14 protein-coding genes and 1 tRNA gene are annotated in these 20,314 nt (G+C 72.6%); 6 read left to right on the forward strand and 9 right to left on the reverse strand.

Annotation, left to right across the window (positions count from 1 at the left end; genetic code table 11):
- The first annotated feature begins 488 nt into the window (after window positions 1-488).
- A complete protein-coding gene (locus Q0817_RS00775; RefSeq protein WP_298582770.1) occupies window positions 489-2,867 on the forward strand; it encodes a bifunctional polysaccharide deacetylase/glycosyltransferase family 2 protein in 2,379 nt (792 codons plus the stop codon).
- Between the two features lie 146 nt (window positions 2,868-3,013).
- Here the strand turns inward: Q0817_RS00775 and Q0817_RS00780 are convergent, their stop codons facing one another.
- From Q0817_RS00780 to Q0817_RS00805, 6 genes are all read right to left on the reverse strand, one after another.
- Window positions 3,014-4,042 carry a chitinase gene (locus tag Q0817_RS00780; protein ID WP_298582772.1) on the reverse strand — a complete coding sequence of 343 codons (1,029 nt, stop codon included), beginning with the start codon at window positions 4,040-4,042 and terminating at the stop codon, window positions 3,014-3,016.
- A gap of 178 nt (window positions 4,043-4,220) precedes the next feature.
- Window positions 4,221-5,201 carry a ribose-phosphate diphosphokinase gene (locus Q0817_RS00785; protein WP_298582775.1) on the reverse strand — a complete coding sequence of 327 codons (981 nt, stop codon included), beginning with the start codon at window positions 5,199-5,201 and terminating at the stop codon, window positions 4,221-4,223.
- Window positions 5,202-5,203: 2 nt separating this feature from the next.
- Complete coding sequence (gene glmU, locus Q0817_RS00790; RefSeq protein WP_298582778.1) at window positions 5,204-6,778, reverse strand: bifunctional UDP-N-acetylglucosamine diphosphorylase/glucosamine-1-phosphate N-acetyltransferase GlmU; 1,575 nt, start codon at window positions 6,776-6,778, stop codon at window positions 5,204-5,206.
- A 144-nt stretch (window positions 6,779-6,922) separates the two neighbouring features.
- A tRNA-Gln gene (locus Q0817_RS00795) sits at window positions 6,923-6,995 on the reverse strand.
- Between the two features lie 62 nt (window positions 6,996-7,057).
- Window positions 7,058-7,825 carry a hypothetical protein gene (locus Q0817_RS00800; protein ID WP_298582781.1) on the reverse strand — a complete coding sequence of 256 codons (768 nt, stop codon included), beginning with the start codon at window positions 7,823-7,825 and terminating at the stop codon, window positions 7,058-7,060.
- Between the two features lie 398 nt (window positions 7,826-8,223).
- Window positions 8,224-9,042 (reverse strand): calcium-binding protein, encoded by an 819-nt coding sequence (locus tag Q0817_RS00805; RefSeq protein WP_298582784.1) that lies wholly within the window; start codon window positions 9,040-9,042, stop codon window positions 8,224-8,226.
- A gap of 497 nt (window positions 9,043-9,539) precedes the next feature.
- On the opposite strand from Q0817_RS00805, the gene Q0817_RS00810 reads away from it, so the two are divergent.
- The 3 genes from Q0817_RS00810 (at window position 9,540) to Q0817_RS00820 (ending at window position 14,205) form a co-directional block, all read left to right on the forward strand.
- A complete protein-coding gene (locus tag Q0817_RS00810; RefSeq protein WP_298582787.1) occupies window positions 9,540-11,384 on the forward strand; it encodes an ABC-F family ATP-binding cassette domain-containing protein in 1,845 nt (614 codons plus the stop codon).
- A gap of 4 nt (window positions 11,385-11,388) precedes the next feature.
- The gene (locus Q0817_RS00815; protein WP_298582790.1) at window positions 11,389-12,588 is read left to right on the forward strand and encodes a phosphotransferase; all 1,200 of its coding nucleotides are present in this window, start codon (window positions 11,389-11,391) and stop codon (window positions 12,586-12,588) included.
- Between the two features lie 105 nt (window positions 12,589-12,693).
- Window positions 12,694-14,205 carry an arylsulfotransferase family protein gene (locus Q0817_RS00820; RefSeq protein ID WP_298582792.1) on the forward strand — a complete coding sequence of 504 codons (1,512 nt, stop codon included), beginning with the start codon at window positions 12,694-12,696 and terminating at the stop codon, window positions 14,203-14,205.
- 126 nt (window positions 14,206-14,331) lie between these two features.
- On the opposite strand, the gene Q0817_RS00825 is transcribed toward Q0817_RS00820, so the two are convergent.
- Window positions 14,332-15,588 (reverse strand): ScyD/ScyE family protein, encoded by a 1,257-nt coding sequence (locus tag Q0817_RS00825; protein ID WP_298582795.1) that lies wholly within the window; start codon window positions 15,586-15,588, stop codon window positions 14,332-14,334.
- A 215-nt stretch (window positions 15,589-15,803) separates the two neighbouring features.
- Here Q0817_RS00825 and Q0817_RS00830 point away from each other — a divergent pair, with 215 nt between their 5' ends.
- Complete coding sequence (locus Q0817_RS00830; RefSeq protein ID WP_298582798.1) at window positions 15,804-17,453, forward strand: polymer-forming cytoskeletal protein; 1,650 nt, start codon at window positions 15,804-15,806, stop codon at window positions 17,451-17,453.
- A 3-nt stretch (window positions 17,454-17,456) separates the two neighbouring features.
- On the opposite strand, the gene Q0817_RS00835 is transcribed toward Q0817_RS00830, so the two are convergent.
- Complete coding sequence (locus tag Q0817_RS00835) at window positions 17,457-17,903, reverse strand: adenylyltransferase/cytidyltransferase family protein (protein WP_298582801.1); 447 nt, start codon at window positions 17,901-17,903, stop codon at window positions 17,457-17,459.
- 182 nt (window positions 17,904-18,085) lie between these two features.
- Complete coding sequence (locus Q0817_RS00840) at window positions 18,086-19,189, reverse strand: acyltransferase (protein ID WP_298582804.1); 1,104 nt, start codon at window positions 19,187-19,189, stop codon at window positions 18,086-18,088.
- A gap of 397 nt (window positions 19,190-19,586) precedes the next feature.
- Here Q0817_RS00840 and Q0817_RS00845 point away from each other — a divergent pair, with 397 nt between their 5' ends.
- Window positions 19,587-20,300, forward strand: a complete 714-nt coding sequence (locus Q0817_RS00845; protein ID WP_298582807.1) for a hypothetical protein — start codon at window positions 19,587-19,589, stop codon at window positions 20,298-20,300.
- The last annotated feature ends 14 nt before the right edge of the window (window positions 20,301-20,314 follow it).

Here is a 20,314-nt window from a genome sequence, read left to right on the forward strand (position 1 = left end):
CCGGGGGCACCTTGCTGTCCGCGAGGCCCGCCCGGCCCCGGTCCTGCCCTCGCTGTCCCCCGACCGGCGGAACCGCCCGGCGGCTCGCGCCGCGTGTCCCCCGCACGGGGTGACGGCCCGAAACAGCACGTCAGAATGTGGTCCAGTTCACGTCCATGACGGACTTTGACGGTCTTTTCTGTCGCGAATCTGTGAGTGCGTGGAGTGGTGTGTCGCCACATCGGGGGACGGATCCGGCCACTGCCGTCCCCAGGTCCGGTGACCTTCCCGAAGATTAAGTACCACGCCGTAACTGCACGTCCCGCCGTGGCAAGGGTTTGCATCCGCACTTCCATGCGCGGCGATGCAATAGCGAACCTGTGCGCGGCGTTTGCGCTTGTGACAACCGGGGTGCCGGCTTGGCAGGCTGACCCGGTCGGCTCATCCGGGGGGATGCGCCGGCCGGTCCGCCGAGGGGGCGGACCGCCGACCGGGGGAACGAGCGTGCCGTGGCCAGACACTCTGACGACCGACCAGCACCGCTCCGCGGGGGCGCCGATCGGACCGGCAGCACGGCCGTGCCGCCGGTGTTCTTCGACCCCAGCGGCAAGCGCTGGTATCGCATCCTCGCGACGCTCGTCGTGCTGCTGGCCATCGCGGCCGGGGCCGCGTCCTGGATCGTCCCGCAAGCCCTCGCCCAGCCCTGGGAGCGGCCTCTGAACCAGGACCGCGACTATCCGCGGGAGCTGATCAGCACCGGGGACCAGGAGAACATCCCGCTGCTCGGGGACTCGGCCAACCCCTTCAGCCGGATCGGGCTCGTCGAGGAGACGGACGACGGGACGGTCCTGCGCAGCCCGTTCAGCGAGGAGGTTCTCCGGGTGCTCACCGAGGAGGAGCGGGAGCTCGTCGGGGACAGCCCCTATGCCATGGAGCGCTTCGGGGAGCTGCCGGAGAAGCAGCTCATGCTGACCTTCGACGACGGCCCCGACGCCACCTACACCGGGGAGATCCTCGACGTGCTCTCGGCCGAGGGCGTGCCCGCCACGTTCTTCGGGGTCGGCACCAACGTCGTCGAGCACCCGGATCTCTTCCGCCGGATCATCCGGGAGGGGCACATGGTGGGCAACCACACCATGAGCCACACCACGGCCTGGGACGACGACCTGCGAAACCGGGAGGAGATGATCGGCACCGACCGGGTCATGCGCTCGGTCGGCGGCTACGCGACCCACCTGTTCCGCCTGCCCACCGGCGACCCCGACAACAAGGCGCTTCCCATCCTCGAGGCCCAGCAGCTGGGCTACTTGCACGTGGACTTCGACTACGACACCCTCGACTGGCAGGCCGCGCCCGGGGAGCGCGTGGACCTGCCCGCGCTCGACGGCGAGGGCCGTATCGTGCTCATGCACGACGGCGGCGGGAACCGCACCGCCACCGTGGCCGCGCTCAAGGAGCTGATCACCGAGGCCAAGGCCCAGGGGTACACGTTCTCCACGCTCGCACCGATCGTTCCCGAGGACTACCGGCCGGTGGCGAACACCGAACCGGTGCTGGCGGACGACGCCACCGCCCTGGCCGTGGCCGGGCTGACCGTGGCCCCGGACGTGGTGATGAACTGGCTGTTCTGGTTCGGCATCGGCTCCCTGACCCTGATGTCCGCCCTGTACGTGGTGCTGGCGCTGATCGGCCACCGCCGCCAGGCCCGCCGGAAGTGGCCCGAGCTGTCCGAGGAGGACTGGCCCCTGGTCTCCGTGATTCTGCCGGTGTTCAACGAGGAGCCCGTCGTCGCCCGCACCCTCGCCGCCCTGCGGGCCAGCGACTACCCGAACCTGGAGGTCGTCGCGGTCGACGACGGCTCCACCGACGACACCCTGGCCATCATGCGCCGGGTCGCCCAGCAGTGGCCCGCCCTGCGGGTGCTCACCCAGCCCAACGCCGGGAAGTCCATCGCCTCCAACCACGGGATCATGGCCGCCCGCGGGGAGATCGTGGTGACCCTCGACGGGGACACGCTTTTCGAGCCGCAGACCGTGCGGATGTTCGCGCGCCACTTCATCGCTCCCCCGGGCCGGCGTCCCGTGGGGGCCGTGGCCGGGCACGTGAAGGTCGGCAACCGCCGCGGGCTGCTCACCATGTGGCAGTCCCTGGAGTACATCTCCGGGATCTGCGTGACCCGCATGGCCGAGGGCGTGGCCGGGGCCATCTCCATCGTTCCCGGCGCGTGCGCGGCCTGGCGCAGAGAGGCCCTGCAGGCCGCCGGCGGCTACTCCCACGACACGCTCGCCGAGGACGCCGACCTCACCATGACCCTGCAGAAGCTGGGCTGGGCCGTGGTCCAGGAGAACCGCGCCGTGGCCTGGACCGAGGCCCCCATGACCGTGCGCGGGCTGGCCAAGCAACGGCTGCGCTGGACCTACGGCAACCTCCAGGCCCTGTGGAAGCACGCCGGGATGCTCTTCCGTCCCCGCTACGGCGCCCTGGGCCTGATCGCCCTGCCCTACACCCTGCTCGCCACGCTGATCCCGCTGGTCTTCCTGCCCCTGACCGTGCTCATGGCCGTGCTCAACCTCGCCGCCGGCAACTGGCAGCCCATCGCCGCCTTCGCCGCCTTGGTGCTGGCCATCCACGCCGTGATCTGCGTGATCGCCATCCGCATGGTCGGCGAGTCCTGGACCCACCTGCTGGTCGTGCCCGTCTACCGGATCGTCTACGAGCCCCTGCGCGCCTATCTTCTCTACGCCTCGCTGCTCCAAGCGCTCAAGGGCCGGATGATCGGCTGGTACAAGCCCGAGCGCACCAACAGCGTGCTCGACCTGCCCGCCGCGGCAGCACCGGACACCCGCACCGCGCCCTGGGAGCAGGCGGACCGCGCCGGATGGGCCTGAGCCGGCCGTCTCGGCGCGTCAGGACCGGCGCGTGCGGGTCCCGGTGCGTCCAGGCCCGCACGCGCACACCCGGTGTCTCGGCGGCCAGGACACCCGCGGAACAGCCCGGGGACAGCCCCGGGGTCAGCGCGCCCGGGCCCGGCGCTTCAGGCGCCGAAGCCCTCGCCGAGGACCCGGGTGAACTCCCCGGCCTTCTCCTCGAGGCCGCTGCAGAAGTCGTTGGCCTCGGCCGGGTCCCCGTCAGCCGGGGTGCACGGCCGGTCCCGGTTCAGCGACCAGTAGGAGAGCCGCCCCACGCCCTGCTGCCGAGCGAACCCGGCGAGCTCGGCGGCCGCGTCCAGGTCCAGGACCTCCCCGGGGACATCGTTGACCCCGATCATCGGGGTGAGCCCGATCCGGTTCCACACCTCCTCGGCGGAGAGGTCCTGGCCCGCCGCCTCCCACAGCGCGGTGAGCTGGCCGTGCGCCGAGCGGGCCGCCTCCTCCGAGGCCGCCACCACGGACTGCTCGGCGGGCTTGCTCTCGCTGTAGTTCATGGTCATGAGGTTCACCCCCGCCACGTCCACCCCGGCGGACAGCATCCGGGCCACCGCGTCCACCGAGTCCTCGTCCAGCCCCTGCGGGGCCACCGGCAGCGTGACCCACACGTCCAGCGGCTCGTCCCGCTCCCCCTGCAGCCGTGCCAGGGCCTCGGCGCGCCGTTCGTGGGCCTGCCGGTCGCCGAGGTCGTCGTTCTCGATGTCGAAGTCCGCCGTGGTCACCCCGTAGCGGTCGAGCACCGTGGCGTAGGCCTCCCGCAGCCGCTCCGGATCGGTGCACACGGTGGCGAGCTCGTCCCGGGCGGCGCCGCCGAAGGAGATCACCGCCTCCCCGCCCTGCTCCCGCAGGGCCGCGATCTGCTCCTCCATCCGCAGCGTGGTCTCCGCCTCCTCGAGCCCGTAGTAGCCGCCCCACGAGGGCGTGCAGGGATCTTCGGGATCGGCCACCACGAAGCCGAGCACCGTGTGCGACTGCCCCGCGGCCTCCGTGCCGAAGTCGAAGTACGGGTAGGACGTGGCGTTGACGTAGCCGCCGAACCACGGGGTGCGCAGGTCGGGGCCGCAGCCCGTGAGCAGCAGCCCGGCGGCGCAGCCCAGCAGCAGCGGCGGCAGGAGGCGGTGTCGTCGTCCGGTCATGGTGTGCGGGCTGTCCCCTTCGGCACGGAGTTCCCCGGGACGGTGGGTCCCGGGGCGGCTGTTCCTGCGGCGGCGGGCCCCGCGGTGGCGGGTCCCAACATGGAGGGCGTTGCGGCGGAGCAGCCCCCCGCCGGGTGGCGAGGGGCTGCGTCGTCGTCGGCCGTGGCTCGGGTCCGGGTCAGGACCTGCCGTCGAAGAGGCTGGTCACGGAGCCGTCCTCGAAGACCTCCTGGATGGCGCGGGCGATGAGCGGGGCGATCGAGAGAACCGTGAGGTTCTCGAACTGGTGCTCCGGCGGCACGGGCAGGGTGTCCGTGACGACCACCTCGAGGGCGCCGCACGTGGACAGCCGCTCCACGGCCGGATCCGAGAACACCGCGTGGGTCGCGGCGATGATGACGTCCTTGGCGCCCTTCTCGCGCAGCACCTTCACAGCGCCGGAGATGGTCCCGCCGGTGTCGATCATGTCGTCGATCAGCACGCAGGTGCGGCCCTCGATCTGGCCCACGACCTCCTTCGAGGTGGCCTGGTTGGGCCGGGTGATGTCCCGGGTCTTGTGCACGAACGCGAGCGGGCACCCGCCCAGCAGCTCGGTCCACTGCTCGGCGACGCGCACGCGTCCGGTGTCCGGGGAGACCACGGTGACGTTGTCGACGTCGACGACGGAGCGCACGTGGTCGGCCAGCAGCGGGATGGCCATGAGGTGGTCGACGGGACCGTCGAAGAAGCCCTGGATCTGCGCGGTGTGCAGGTCCACGGACATCAGCCGGTCCGCGCCGGCGGTCTTGTAGAGGTCGGCGATGAGCCGGGCCGAGATGGGCTCGCGGCCGCGGTGCTTCTTGTCCTGGCGGGCGTAGGGGTAGAACGGGGACACCACGGTGATCGACTTCGCGGAGGCCCGCTTCAGGGAGTCGATCATGAGCAGCTGCTCCATGATCCACTGGTTGATCGGGGCCGGGTGGGACTGGATGAGGAAGGCGTCCGTGCCGCGCACCGACTCCCCGAACCGCACGTAGGTCTCGCCGTTGGCGAAGTCGTAGGCGTCCGTGGGGATCAGCTCCGTGCCCAGCTCCGAGGCGATGCGCTCGGCGAGCTGCGGGTGGGCCCGTCCCGAGACCAGGACCAGCTGTTTGGCACCTGCGTTGGTGATTGCGGTCATTGTTACTCGCTTTCCTCAGTGGTGTCCCCGGCCGTGGCGTGCGCCGTGGTGTCCGCGCCGGTTCCTGCGCTGGAGTGCTCGGGAGTCCCGGGGGCGGCCGTGGCCGCGCCGTTGCCCAGGGCGCGCTGAGCTGCCTCGGCCGCGGCGGTGCCGGCACGGTGCTCCACGACCCAGTTCTCGACGACCCGCTGCGCGCCCTCGGTCAGGGCCAGTGCCCCGGGCGGCACGTCCTTGCGGATCGTGGTGCCCGCCCCGGAGTACGCGCCGTCGCCGACGTGCACGGGCGCCACGTACATGTTGTCGGAGCCCATCCGGACGTGGTCGCCGATCACGGTGCGCTGCTTGCGCACGCCGTCGTAGTTGACGAAGACCGATGCCGCCCCGATGTTGGAGTGCTCGCCGATCGTGGCGTCCCCCACGTAGGACAGGTGCGGGACCTTCGAGCCGGTGCCGATCCGGGAGTTCTTGGTCTCCACGAACGTGCCGATCTTGCCCTCGTCCCCGAGCACCGTGCCCGGGCGCACGTAGGCGAAGGGACCCACGCTCGCGCGCGGCCCGATCACGGAGCCGGAGCCGTGCGTGCGCACCACGTGGGCGCCGGGGCCGACCTCCACGTCCGTGAGGGTGGTGTCCGGGCCGACGACGGCGTCCTCGGCCACCCGGGTGCCCCCGTGCAGCTGCGTCCCGGGCAGGATCGTGGCGTCCGCGGCGATGCGCACCTGCACGTCGATCCAGGTGGTGGCCGGGTCCACGACCGTCACGCCGTTGCGCATGTGCGCCTCGAGGATCCGGCGGTTGAGGTGGGCGCCGAGCTGGGCGAGCTGCACGCGGTCGTTGGCGCCCTCGATCTCCCAGCGGTCCTCGATCTTCAGCGCGTCCACGGCGTGGCCGGCCTCGCGGGCCAGCAGCGGGACGTCGGTCAGGTACATCTCGCCCTGGGCGTTGTCCGAGGTGACCTTCGCGAGGCTGTCGCGCAGGACGTCGGCGTCGAAGGCGAAGATGCCGGAGTTGATCTCGGCGACGGCGAGCTCGGCCTCGGTGGCGTCCTTGGCCTCCTTGATCTCACGGAACGAGCCGTCGGCGTCCCGCAGGATCCGGCCGTAGCCGCCGGGCTGCTCGTGGTCCGCGGTCAGCACGGTCACGGCGTTGGCCCGCTCCTCGTGGTGGGCGACCAGCTTCTGCAGCACCTCCGGGGTCAGCAGGGGGACGTCCCCGTAGGTGACCACCACGGTGCCGGCCAGCCGCTCCTGGGCGTCGAGGGCCTCCACGGCCGCCTGGACCGCGCGGCCCGTGCCGGGGACCTCGTCCTGGTCCACGATCAGCGCCTCGGGGTCCTGCTCGAGGACGTGCGGGGCCACCAGGTCCCGCTCGAAGCGCACCACGGCGGCCAGCCGCCGGGGCTGCAGGCTGCGCGCGGCCACCAGGCAGTGCCCGACCATGGAACGACCCCCGATCCGGTGCAGGATCTTGGGGGTCTTGGACTTCATGCGCGTGCCCTTGCCGGCGGCCAGGACGATGACGGCAGCGGGCCCGACGGCCGCCCCCGGAGGATTCGCAGGGGTCTGGGGGGTGCTCACGGCGGGATGCAGCTCCTCGGTCGTCGATCGTCAGAGAGGAGCCGGTGGGCTCACCGGCTCCGAACTCTGTTCCGTCTCACTAGCTTGTGGGCTCGTCAGCTCCGTGGCGTTCGGGCTTCCGGGCCTCCTGGCGGGATGCGGACGTTCCGCCTCTAGGACTCGAACCTAGACTCCACGGCTCCAAAGGCCGGGGTGCTGCCGATTACACCAAGGCGGAGCACCGCCGTGGAACGGCAGTGGTGCACGCAGTGCACAGGCAGTCACCCTACCACTCGGGCGTCAGGCCCCGGCCGCTCCCGGGCGCCCCAGGATCACGATGATCCGGGCCGTGGCGGCGGCCTCCCGCAGCTCCGGGACGGCGGCGAACAGCTCCTCGACCGTGTCCTCGTCCACCCCGGAGACGATCAGCGGAGCGAGGTCGAGCAGGGGCCGCATCCGCTCGAACGCGGCCGCCGGCCCCTCCCCCGCCTCGGAGGACGCGGCCACGTTCCAGGCCACGGACGCCAGGTAGTGCGGGTCCACGTCCAGGGCCCCCGCCTCCCGGGCGCGCTCCAGGTACTGGACCAGCTCCACCTCGTCCGCGGTGGCGCCCTCCGTCTCGAGCAACAGGTGCACCTGGTGGGCCGAGGCGGCCTCCGCGAGCGCAGCGAGCATCGAGTAGATCCGGTCCTCGCTGCGCCCGCGCCCGCTGACACCGGCCCGCGGCACCACGAGGTACTCGGCGCCCACGCCCGAGGCCAGCGAGAGGTGGTCGTCGAGGACCGCGATGACGCCCTCGTCCGGGATGTCCTCGTCGAGGGAGATGTCCGCCCGGATCATCAGGGGGTCGGCGCCCGCTCCGCGCAGCGCCTCCCCGACCTGGCGCTGCGGCACCGAGCCGAGGTGGCGTCCGACCAGCCGGCCGGGTCCCGCTGGGATCTCCACCGGACCGGGGTGCTCCGTCACGGCGCGGACGGCGGTCTCCAGGTCCGGAATGCCGTCCAGCCTGGTGCCCAGGGGACGCGTGCTCGGGGTCGAGGAGGATCGCTCCGTCGGGTTGTGCTCCATGCCCCCATGCTCTCACCCGCGCATGAGTCGACGCTGAGAAATTTCTGTTCGCACACCAACCCGCCCCGCCGCCGAGCCCCCACCTTCTGCGTCCCCCGCGCGCCGAGCCCCCACCTTCCAATGCCCCCGCTCCGCCGAACCCCCACCATCTGTGTCCCCCGTGCGTCGAGCCCCCAGGTTCCTGGTTCTGCGCCGCTGAGTCCCCAGCTCTCCGGGGCCCGACGCGCCGAGTTCCCAGTCCTGTCGCGTTTCCCCAGGAATGCTCATGGGGAAACGCGACAGGACTGGGGACTCAACGGGCTACGAACCCCAGAGGTGGGAAGTCGGCGGACGCGCTCCCGGTGGAGGCGGTGTCCCGCCAGTGCGCGAGCACCACCGCCACCGCTGCGCCGCAGCCGTCACGCCGCTGACCCGAGAACCGCGCTCCTCCTGACCGACTCGCAGTTGAGCACGGTGTCACCGCCGTCGGCCTGGCACTTGTCCACGCCCTTCTCACCGTTCAGGTAGTCGTTGAAGGCCACTCCGTCCACACCGTCCAGGTAGTCGTTGCCGGTGCCGCCGAAGTGCTTGTCCTCCCCCGCCTGCCCGTAGAGCTTGTCGCTCCCGGCCTCGCCGTACAGGGTGTCGTTCCCGGTGCCGCCGTAGAGGGTGTCGTCGCCGTCCTGACCGCGCAGGATGTCGTTGCCGTCCTGGCCCAGCAGGCGGTCGTTGCCCAGACCGCCCAGCAGGTAGTCGTTGCCCGATCCGCCGTACAGGGAGTCATTGCCGGCCTGACCGGCGAGGACGTCGTTCCCGGGACCACCGAGCAGGTAGTCGTTGCCCGTTCCGCCGTCCAGGTGGTCGTTGCCCGCCTGGCCGAACAAGTAGTCGTTGCCGCTCTGCCCGTAGACGATGTCCCTGGCGGTCCCGCCGTAGACCACGTCGTTGCCCGCCCCGGTGTCGACACGCGACGGCCTGGTCACGGACGTCAGGTTCACCCGGTCGTTGCCGCTCCCGGAGTCCACCCGGACGGACGAGACGCCCGCCGCGGCACACCGGATGGTGGAGGTGTTCAACCTGACGCACTGGTTGCCGGCGACCACGGAGTCCCCGCTGTCCGTGACCCTGTAGTAGGCCTTGCCGCCCTGGACATAGGGGGTCACGGTGATGTTGTTGTTCTTCCCCGGGCTGGCTGCGATCTTCAGGATGCCGTTGTCCACCGCCACGCCTGTGCTCACGGCCTGGGCCGGTGTGAATCCCACGAAGAGCGTGGATCCGGCCAGGACCCCGGCGGCCAGGACTCCGGCGAGCCGCTTGCGCGGTGCTGTCCGTCCTCCCGTGCCGTCGGGACACGAACGGGATGCATCGGAATTCTGTGTTGTTTCCATGGTGGTGCCTCCGCAATTGCTGGATTTCCCCGCGGCGCCTCGTGACGCCACCTACAGCATGCGGAGTCATGCATTCACAACGCGTCCACCCCCGGCATGAGGAATCGACTACACCCGGGGATGCCTCGCCGGATAGTGACTGGCCTCGGCTCTCCCGCCCGGCCCACTCCGCCGAGCTCCCAGTCGTGTCGCATTTCCCCACGAACATTCCTGGGGAAATGCGACTGGATTGGGGGCTCGGCGCGAGGGAGATCGAGATGCTGGGGGCTCGGCGCACCCAGGGGCCCCAAAGGGGCGGCGTCGGGGCAGCGGGTGAGCGGGGGCGGGCACGCGAGTACCCTTGACGGGTGGCACATCTACTCGGCGGCGAGAACCTGCACCTGGAATTCCCCACCAAGACGGTCTTCGACGCCGTCAGTCTCGGCATCGACGAGGGCGACCGGATCGGCATCGTGGGCCGCAACGGCGACGGCAAGTCCACGCTCATGAAGCTCCTCGCCGGACGGCTGAAGCCGGATGGGGGCCGCGTGACCGTGCGCTCGGGGGTGCAGGTCGGCATGCTCGACCAGGCCGACGTGCTGGACCCGGAGCTGACCGTGGGGCACGCCGTCGTCGGCGACCGCGAGGAGCACGAGTGGGCCGGGGACGCGAAGGTGCGGGACGTGATCTCGGGGCTGGTGAAGGATCTCGACTGGGACGCGAAGCTCGGCGAGCTCTCCGGCGGGCAGAAGCGCCGTGTGGCGCTCGCCGCCCTGCTGGCCGGGGACTGGGACGTGATCTTCCTCGACGAGCCCACCAACCACCTGGACGTGGACGGCATCACCTGGCTGGCCCGCCACCTCAACAACCGCTGGCCCAGGAACCAGGGCGGCCTGGCCGTGGTCACCCACGACCGGTGGTTCCTGGACGCGGTGTGCACCGACACCTGGGAGGTGCACGACCGGATGGTGGAGCCCTTCGAGGGCGGCTACGCGGCGTACGTCCTGCAGCGCGTGGAGCGGGACCGGCAGGCCTCCACCATCGAGTCGAAGCGGCAGAACCTCATGAAGAAGGAGCTGGCGTGGCTGCGCCGCGGCGCGCCCGCCCGCACGGCCAAGCCCAAGTTCCGGATCGAGGCCGCCAACCAGCTGATCAACGACGTCCCGCCGCCGCGCGACACCGTGGCCCTGTCCCAGCTGGCGGTCTCCCGGCTGGGCAAGGACGTGGTGGACCTCGAGAAGGTCTCCGTCTCCTACCCCACCGAGGACAACGGGCCCCGGGAGGTGCTCCGGGACGTCACGTGGCTGATCGCCCCCGGCGAGCGCACCGGCATCCTGGGCGTCAACGGTGCGGGCAAGTCCACGCTGCTGGGCCTGGTCACCGGCGAGGTGCAGCCCACGAGCGGGCGGGTCAAGCGCGGGAAGACCGTGAAGATCGCGACCCTGACCCAGCAGCTGTCCGAGCTGGAGGACGTGGCCGAGGACCGGGTCTCGGACGTGGTCGCCTCGAAGCGGAGCACCTATCTGGCGGACGGCAAGGAGATGACGCCGGGCCAGCTGCTGGAGCGGCTCGGCTTCACCAACGAGCAGCTCGCCACCCCGGTCAAGGACCTCTCCGGCGGGCAGAAGCGCCGCCTGCAGCTGCTGATGATCCTGCTCGACGAGCCGAACGTGCTGATCCTCGACGAGCCCTCCAACGACCTCGACACCGACATGCTCACCGCCATGGAGGACCTGCTGGACACCTGGCCGGGCACCCTGCTGGTGGTCTCCCACGACCGCTACCTCCTGGAGCGGGTCACCGACCAGCAGTACGCCGTGATCGACGGCCGCTTCCGGCACCTGCCCCGGGGCGTGGAGCAGTACCTGGAGCTGGCCTCCCAGTCCCGCACCGGCACCGCCGCCGGCTCCGCGAACGCCTCGAACCCGCTGGCGGCCACGGGGGCGGCGTCCCCGAACGGGACGACGACGGCGGACGGCGGGCCCCGGCTCTCCGGCGCCCAGGCCCGTGTCGCGCAGAAGGAGGTGGGCGCGATCGAGCGGAAGCTGGAGAAGCTCTCCACCCAGGTCGACACCCTGCACGCGGAGATGGCGGCGCACGACCAGTCCGACTACACCGGTCTGGGCGAGATCACGGCCCGGCTGACCGCGGTCCAGGACGAGATCGAGGAGCTCGAGCTGCGCTGGCTCGAGCTGTCCGAGGACCTGGTCTAGCCCCGTGGCCGGCCCGGAGCAGGCGGTCGCCCTGCTCTCGGGCTCCCGCGTGGGCCCGGTGCTGGAGGCTGCGCTGGCCCCGGCCGGGCTGTCCGTGCAGCGCTGGACCCGGCGGCGCGTCCACCACCGCCCGGGCGCGGGAGTCACCGGGATCTACGACGTCGTGGCCCTGGACGGCGTGCGGCGGACCGCCGAGGTGGTGTGCGTGAGCACCGCGTCCCCGCCCGCCGGCACGTCACCGGGCTCGGTGCGGAGCCGGTACGCGGGCACGGAGCTCGTCGCGTGGCGGCACCCGCACGACCCGTGGCTGCCCGGCCTGCCCTGGGCGTCCTCGCCCGCGGACGTGGGGCGGGAGGTCTTCTCCTCCGCCGTGCCCGCCGAGCTCACGGAGGTCTCCTACCGGCCCACCCGGCGGGCGGTGCTGCGGGCGAGCCACGGCGCGCAGGTGCGCTATCTCAAGGTGCTGCGGGAGGGGAGGGCAGCGGCCCTGCACGCCCGGCACCGGATGCTCCTCGAGGCGGGGCTGCCCGTGCCGGCGCCGGACGGCGACCCGGTCCAGGACGTCGTGGTGCTCCGGCAGCTGCCCGGCGCGCCGCTGGCCGCGTCCGTGCGGGACGACGGCGCCGCCGCGCTGCACCCCGAGCACGTGCTCGCCCTGCTCGACGCCCTGCCCGCCGCCGCGCTCGAGCTGCCCGCCCGCCCGTCCTGGACGGACCGGGTCCTGGCCTACGGGCACGCGGCCGCGGTGGCCCTGCCCGAGGAGCGCGCGCGGATCGAACGGCTCGCCGTAGCGATCGACCGCGCCCGCCGGGACACGGACCCCGGCCCCACGGTGCCCGCGCACGGGGACCTCTACGAGGCCAACCTGCTCGTGGGCCCGGACGGCTGCGGGGAGTTCGGGCCGGTGACGGGACTGCTGGACGTCGACGCCGTGGGCCCGGGCCACCGCGTGGACGACCTCGCGTGCCTGGTCGCCCACCTCGCGGTGCTGCCCACGGTCCACGACCGCTACGCACACGCGCCGGCGGCCGTGGAGCGCCTGCTCGCCGGCTTCGACGACGTCGTGGATCCCGCCGCACTGCGGGTGCGCTGCGCCGGGGTGGCCCTGTCCCTGGTGGCGGGCGCCCGCCGCTCCGGCGGCCCGCCGCACCGGGCCCGGCGGCGCCTGGCGGTCGCGGAGCGGTTCCGCACGGACATCCGCTGATCTTCCGGCATCTCCCCGCCGCGGACGGACCGGCGTGCTCGTAAGCTGGGTCACATGCACCCGACCCCGCCCCGACGTGCTCCTTTGCTCCTGGGATCAGCCGCTGTGACCCTTCTGGTCCTGAGCGGATGCTCCGCCCCCGGCGGCTCCACCGGTGGAACAGCCGACAGCCCCTCGGCCTCGCCGACCGACGAGCCCGTCGCGCAGTCCCCCGTCTTCGACGGGGCCTACGACGACTACCGGACCAGGCCGGACCTGGAGGAGTTCGGGGCCGAGATCAGCCCGGGGCCGGCCGCTGAGGAAGCCTACGACGGCGTCGTCGTGCTCTCACCGAGGAACACGGAGGCCGATGAGCAGTCCATCGCCAATGCCGTCCTGGACGAGAACGGCGATCCGCTGTGGTTGCAGGGCTTCGACGACATCGACGACGCCCACGACACCGTCCACAACGCCCTGGTGCAGACCTACGAGGACGAGCCGGTGCTGACCTGGTGGGAGGGCAGCAGCGAGGGGGGCTACGGGTACGGCGAGGTCGTGCTGGTCGACTCGTCCTACCAGGAGATCCGCCGGGTGTCGGCCGCCGGTGGCCTCGCCGCGGACGGGCCCGACTTCCACGAGTTCCGCATCACCGATGAGGACACCATGCTGTGGGTGGCCTACGTTCCCACCCGGACCGATCTCCGGGAGATCGGGGGGCCGCAGGACGGATGGGTCATGGACGGGGTGGTGCAGGAGGTCGACATCGCGAGCGGGGACGTGCTGTTCGAGTGGAGCGCCCTGGACCATGTCCCGGTCTCGGCCACGCGCGAGGTTTCCGTCGTGAACCAGGAGTGGGACGACGCCCTGGGCACCGAGGAGAACCCGCTCGACTACTTCCACATCAACTCGGTGTCGGTCGACGACGTCGGCTCTCTGCTGGTCTCGGCGCGCAACACTCACGCCGTCTACAACATCGACGTGGAGACCGGCGACGTGAACTGGACGCTCGGCGGCGCGGACAGCGATTTCGAGCTGTCCGAGGACGCCGTCTTCGCCTGGCAGCACGACGCCCAGCGGGACCAGGACGGCACCATCCGGCTCTTCGACAACGCCGCCACGCCGGCCTCCCGCGAGAACTCGCGGGTGCTGTGGCTCGACCTCGACGAGGACGCCGGGACCGCCGGCATCGCGCGGCAGCTCGACCCGCCCGAGCCACGGCTGTCCGACTACATGGCCAACGCGTCCCGGCTCGACAACGGGAACCTGCTCGTCGGCTGGGGCTGGGAGCACTTCTACACCGAGTACACCCCGGACGGCGAGGTCGTCTACGACGCAGCCACCGCCCCCTTCGACAGCTACCGGGCCTACGCCGCGCCGTGGACCGGGACCCCGGCCGAACCGCCGGCTCTCGTCGTCGACGGCGACGGCGCCTACGTCAGCTGGAACGGCGCGACGGAGGTCGCGCAGTGGCGGCTCCTGGCCGGTGCCGACGAGGCCGGCGCCACCGAGCACGCGGTCGTGGACAAGGACGGCTTCGAGACCCGGATCCCGGCACCGCCCGCAGCGCCGTACTTCGCCGTGGAGGCCCTCGACGCCTCCGGCGAGGTGCTCGGCGCGAGCTTCGTGCGCACCGACTAGCTCAGTCGTCCGGCGCCGTCATCGGGCAGGGAACCGATCGTGCGGCACGTGCGCGTGGAGTCGCATCAGACGCCGGCGGGCGGTGGCTGGACCCGCCACCGCCCGCCGTCGTCGTTCCCTCCTGTCCTACTCCTCGGTGCCCTCCAGACGGTAGGCGTCGGAGAAGTCCAGCTCCCACACCGCTCCGCCGCCGACGGCGCCGAACGGGTTCTGCGGGCCCGCCGCGATGCCCTCGGCGGTGGCCACGCTGTTCACCGAGGCGTAGACCTCGCCGTGCCGGCCGGTCGCCAGGCCCGCCGGGAGCGGGACGTCGATCGCGTACCGCGCGGCGTCCTCGTGGTGCCGGTGCAGCACCACCACCTGGCCGGGCACCTTCCCCGGGGTGGACGGCGCCTCGGCCGCCGGGGTCTCCCCCGGAGGCATCGGCGGGGTCGGCCCGAACAGCTGCGAGACGTAAAGGTGGCCGCGGTCCACGGCCACGCCGGTCACCGCGGTGAAGCCGTCCCAGCGCCGCAGCTCGGTGCCGTCCGCGGAGAACTGCACGACCGAGGCCTCCCCCGGACGGACCGAGCCCAGCCCGCCCACGTAGACGTTGCCGTGCCGGTCGGCGGTCAGCGACGTCGGCACGAACTCGGCCGGCCCCTCGGGATCGTCCGTGCCGTCGGGCAGGGCGGTGGTCGGCCAGCTGGCCCACGCGGTGATCTCGTACTCCGGCGCGGTGTCCTCCGTGGCGGTGGAGAAGTCCGGCTCGACCTTCCACACGGTGTTCGCCCCGGCGTCGGCCACGAGCGCGTAGCCGTCCGGGGACACCTCGTCGTCCTCGTCCACGAACAGGATCGCGTACGGGTTCGAGTCGATCTGCGCGCCGTCCGGGTTGAGCTCCTCCTCGGCCGCCTGCAGGTCGGCGTAGGAGACCAGGTACGTCTCCCCGTTCTCCTCGGTGTTCTCCTCGGTGCCCGCCACGAACATCGCCGCGCCCCGGGCCTCGAACACCGAGAGGTCGAGCCGCTCGGGGTCGTAGCCCGTCATGATGTACTGCCCCGCCACGTCCGTGGCGTCCGCACCGGCGGGCGCCTCCGCGAAGGTCCCGTCCGGCGCCGCCACGGACAGCAGCCCCTCGACGGCGGTCGACACCGTGGGCGCGGCCCGCCCCGGGTCCTCGATCAGGGTGACGGCGCCGCTCGGTCCCGCGCACCGGTCGCCGACGCACTCCGTGCCGCCGCGGCCCGCCTCGGCCACCACCAGGGCTCCGTCCTGGTCCCAGTTGAGCTGGCGCGGATTGTCGAGGCCGTCCGCGACCACGCGCGGTCCCGGCGCCCGGTCGTCCCCGTGCGCGAACGCCGCCGGCAACGGCCCCGCCAGCACCACGACGGCCGTGACCACGCCTGCTCCGAGTCTTCTTGTCATGACCCACCCCCGGTCGGATCCCTCCGCGCGCCCGCCGCGCGACGCCCTCAGGCTAGGACCGCGGTCCCACCCCCACCAGGAACGATCCGCAACCGTGACCGCCTCTTCACCTACGCGTGGGTACATGGCGGAGCGCCGTCACACTGGGCCGTTCCTTGACTCGGTCCCGGCCCGGGCGTGGACTCGAGAGCATGGAGACCCAGCCGGTGCCCCGCACCTCGCCCGTCCCGTTCCTCCTCCGCCTACCGACCCTGCTGACCCTTCTGGCCCTGCTCGCCACCGCGCTCGCGGGCGTCCTGCTCACCGCCCCCGCCGCCGGGGCCGCCGAGATCCGCGGGGAGGAGAACGTGGTGGTGGCGGCCGACGAGGTCGTGGACGACGACCTCTACGTGACCGGCGGGGACGTGGTGGTCGACGGCACCGTGCGCGGTGACCTCCTGGTCGCCGGCGGCACCGTGACGGTCAACGGCACGGTCGAGGGCGACCTCATGGCCGCGGCCCAGACCGTGGTGATCGAGGGGACCGTGGGCGACGACGCCCGCGTGGCGAGCCAGGTGCTCCTCCTCGGCGAGCAGGCCCGGGTGGCCGACGACCTGGTCACGGCCGGCTACAGCTTGGAGACCCGCCCCGGGGCCGAGATCGGCGGGGACGTCCTCCTCGGCGCCTACCAGGCCCTGCTGGCCGGCACGATCGACGGCGACGTGACCGCCGGGGCCGCCGCCCTCGCCCTGGCCGGCGCGATCGGCGGGGACGTGCAGGCGGACGTGGGCTCCGCCGACGAGGTCGGTGCCGCGTGGGCGCCCACGACCGGCGTCACCGTGCCCCAGGTGGACCCCGGGCTGACCGTGACCGACGCGGCGCGCCTCGACGGGGACCTGTCCTACCGCTCCGGGACAGAGGCCGCGATCGCCCCGGGCGCCGAGATCGCCGGCGAGGTCGTCTACGATCCGGTGGTGGTCGAGGAGGACCCGGCCGCCCCCGCCGGCCCGCTCGCGCTGCTGATCGCCGGTCTGCGCCTGTTCGTGACCCTGTTCGTGGTGGGGCTGCTCGCGCTGTGGCTGCTGCCCCGGACCCTGAACGGGGCGGCCGGAACGCTCCGGTCCCGGCCCTGGCTCAGCCTCGGATGGGGCGCGCTGGCCGTCGCGGGAACGGCGGTCGCCCTCCTCGCCGTCCTCGTCGTGTCGATCCTGCTGGCCATCGCCCTGGGCTGGCTGACCCTCGCCGGGCTGGCCGCCGCGGTCGTGGCCACGGGCGTGGTCCTCGACCTCGTGCTGGTCCTGGGCCTGGTGCTCGCCGTGGCGCTGCTGGCACCGGTCGTGGTCGGGTACACCACGGGCGGTCTTCTGCTGCGGGACCCCGCCCCGGCGGGCTTCGGCAAGCGGGTGCTGGCCTTGGCCCTCGGCCTGCTGATCTACGTGCTGCTGCGGGCCGTGCCCTTCCTCGGTCCCGTCGTCGCCCTGCTCGTGGCGCTGTTCGGCGTGGGGGCCCTGGTGGTGTGGGCCTGGGACGCCGCGCGCCGCGGCCGGGCGCGACGGCGCGCGGACCGGGACGGCTACCCCGGCACCGCCCCCGGCGACCACGAGCACGCCGGTGCGCAGCGCACCGGTTCCTGGCCGGCCGGCGCGCAGCAGCCCGGTCCGGGACAGCCCGGATCGTGGCAGACCGGTCCGGGGCAGCCCGGATCGTGGCAGACCGGTCCGGGGCACACCCCGCCGACGGGGCAGCCGCTCCAGGGGCGCCCTCCGCAGGGATCCCGTGCGCAGGAGTCGCCGCAGCAGACGCGGCCGCCGTGGTCCGGCGACGGCGCCGGGCACCGGCCCCCGCCGGAGCCGCCGCGCTGAGCCTCAGCCCACCGGGAGCGAGAGCACCTCGAGGGCGGCCCGCAGCTTCGTGGAGGACGTGTGCACCGTGTACGGGAAGTACACGACCTCCACGCCCACCGCCGCGAACTCCCGCTCGAGCCGCTCCCCCTTCGGGGTGCCGCGCCAGTCGTCGCCCTTGAAGAACACGTCGAAGCGCAGCTGCTCCCAGGTGTCCAGCTTGTCCAGCAGCACCTCGGCGTGGACCTGGTCCACGTAGCGGATGTGCTCGACGATCTCCATCCGCTCGCGCAGGGAGACCACCGGCCGGTGCCCCTTGGTGACCTCGATCAGGTCGTCCGAGACGACCCCGGCGATCAGGTGGTCGCAGTGCTGCTTCGCCTGGCGCAGGATGTTCAGGTGCCCCACGTGGAACAGGTCGAACGCTCCGGCCGCGTATCCCACGCGCAGTGCGTGCTTGTCGGTGCTCATGTCAGTCATTCCCCCCTCGGGATCCTGCCGGGGCCTCCTGTGCCCCGGCCCGGTGGACCGCCCGGACGACGCCGGTAGTCCCTCTCGGTCTGCTCACCGCGAGCCCCGGTGGGCGCGCGGCGGAAATCTGTGGGCCCGTCCGCCCGGAACGGACGGGCAGGTGCGGACGAGCCGGTGCGGGCTCAGCCGGACGGCTGCCCGGCCGGGACCGGGGCGGCGGCTGCCGCGGGTCGCCGGCCGGCGCGGCGGCGGTGGTGCCAGCGGGCCACGGGCTCCTCGACGAACCACCAGCAGGCGATGCCGGCGGCGGTGCCCACCAGCACGCGCAGCGCCACCCCGGCCGGGCCCGGCATCTCCCCGAACACTGCGGTGAGCGCGTGCCCGGCGCCCAGGTGGAGCAGGTAGATGCTGTAGCTGGCCAGCCCCAGCAGCTGGATGGGCTTCCACCGCATCCCCGCCAGCGCCCGGGAGCCGAGCCGGCCGGTGGGCCCGTGCAGGCCCCAGAGCACCACCAGGCAGGCCGCGACCGCCTGCGCCGTGTAGCGGACGGTCTCGCGGAAGAGCTCGTCCCGGATCAGCAGCGACCCCAGGTAGAGCAGCACGGCCAGCACCAGGACCCGGTCCCGGCCCCACCACGCCGGGGCGCCGGCCGCGCCCTCCCGGGTGGCGCGGGCGTACCAGATCGCGGCGAGCACCCCGATCGCGATGGCCTCGAGCCGGGTGTCCGTGCCGAAGTAGATGCGGTCCGAGCTCGCCCCGCCCAGGTGCAGGGCCACCCGCGCGCCCGCCGAGGCGAGCGCGGCGATCCCCGCCAGCACGGCCAGCGCGGTGGCCGGCCGGCGCCGGCCCACCAGCAGCAGCCAGATCAGCGCGAACGCCACGTAGAACTGCTCCTCGATGGACAGGCTCCACACCACGATCGAGCCGGGCAGGACGTCCACCTGGGAGTCCGTGTAGCGCCAGTTGAAGAAGAAGAAGACCTGCCCCAGGACGTCCCCGAGGTTCACCGGCCGGACCAGCCAGGCGTACAGGGCGGTGGGCAGCACCAGGGCCACGAGCAGCGGCGGGGCCAGCTTCAGGGCCCGCCGTCGGTAGAACCCCGCGATGTCGAAGCCCCCGGTGCGCCGGTGCTCCTTGAGCACCAGGTGGGTGATGATGAACCCGGAGATGACGAAGAAGATCGTCACCCCGCTGCCGCCCGGCACCAGCTCGAGCCCGGCGTGCGCGAGCACCACGAGCATCACCGCGGCGGCCCGCATCGCGTCGAGGTGCGCGAACTGCCGCACGGGCAGCTGCGCCCTCCGACGCCGGCGCGCCCCTGCTGGTACCGGTACTGGTGTCTCCCCCGCCACAACGTCCCCCTGCGTTCGCCGGACGCCGCGCTCCCCCGAGCCGCGGCCGTCCCGTGCTGCGTCCGGACTCCCCATTTGCTCCAGGGAATCCCGGTGATCGCCTCACCCTACTGCGGAGAAACCTGCGTTTGCATCTGAAAAAGCGGGTCACAAAAGGGGACATCGAAACTCGTTCCCGATCGTTAACACCGGGGTTAGACTCCATGCGATCCAATGAATCCGGACGGGGGGTCGTCCGGGAGGCCGCGGGGGTCCCTCGACCCACAACCTGCGGCGGATCACCGCGGCGCCGGCCATCGGCGCCGGTAGTTCAGATCTGGGGGGAGCTGACATGATCCTTGACCTGTCGTGCGCATCGAGCACTCGAGGTCCCACTGTCCGTACCACGCACCGGCTGCTGGGCGGGCTCCTGCTCGCCGGGCTCCTGGCCGGCTGCGGCGCCACCGGCGCCACCGACGACCCGGCGGCGGAGGCCCTCGAGGCCAACACCGTGGTGGAGCTCGAGACGCCGCAGGAGGTCCGCGCCAAGGACCTGCCCTCGGCCGAACCCGTGGCCGCCGACGCGCCGGAGGTCGAGCAGATCCAGGCGGCGCTCGAGGCCCACGAGGCCTTCGTCCCGTCGGACGAGCCGGCCCCGGCGGACCCGGGCAATCCGCAGTCCTCCGCCGAGCTGGACGCCGGGGAGGAGCCCGCCGAGCTGGATCCGGCCGCCGTCGCGGTGGCCGAGGAGTCCGCCGCCGGCGCCGCGCTCCAGGAGATCCTCGCGTCCCTGGCCGAGTTCGAGCACCAGGGCTGGGAGCAGCGCGGGGCGCCCGTCGTCGTCGGCGAGCCCGTCTCCGCCCCGCTGCCCACGGACGAGGGCGAGGCCGTGCGCGTGACGGTCTGCCTGGACTCCTCCGAGGTCACCGTCGTGGACCGTGACGGCGTGGTCGTCAGCGGCAAGCAGAAGGGCCGGAAGGCCCTGCACAACTACGACCTCTTCCGCCAACCGGGCGAGTCCTGGCAAGTCGTCCAGCACGGCTTCCCCGACGACCCGACCTGCTGATCCGTCCGCACGAA

Origin of the sequence: uncultured Kocuria sp. (assembly GCF_947500125.1) — a bacterium.
Lineage (GTDB): Bacteria > Actinomycetota > Actinomycetes > Actinomycetales > Micrococcaceae > Kocuria.